1 rRNA gene is annotated in these 288 nt (G+C 53.5%); it reads left to right on the top strand.

The features are described from left to right. Positions 1 to 195: 195 nt before the first annotated feature. A 5S ribosomal RNA gene (rrf, locus tag ACOZIO_RS25090) occupies positions 196 to 288 on the top strand; the annotation flags it as partial.

Consider the following 288-nt stretch of genomic DNA (forward strand, 5'->3'; position numbering starts at 1 on the left):
GTGTAAGTGCAGCGATGCATTGAGCTAACCAGTACTAATGACCCGAGAGGCTTAACCTTACAACACCAAAGGTGTTTTGATTTGAGAGACAGGCTCGAGAGAGTAGATTTTCAGCGGAATGTTCCGGAATTGGTTCGTATGGCGGCGTGGGGTGAGAAACCCTGATGCGCTGCGGTACGGATAAAACAGAATTTGCCTGGCGGCACTAGCGCGGTGGTCCCACCTGACCCCATGCCGAACTCAGAAGTGAAACGCCGTAGCGCCGATGGTAGTGTGGGGTCTCCCCAT

The organism is Rahnella sp. PD4 (assembly GCF_049199325.1).
In the GTDB taxonomy this organism is placed as follows: Bacteria; Pseudomonadota; Gammaproteobacteria; order Enterobacterales; family Enterobacteriaceae; genus Rahnella; species Rahnella perminowiae.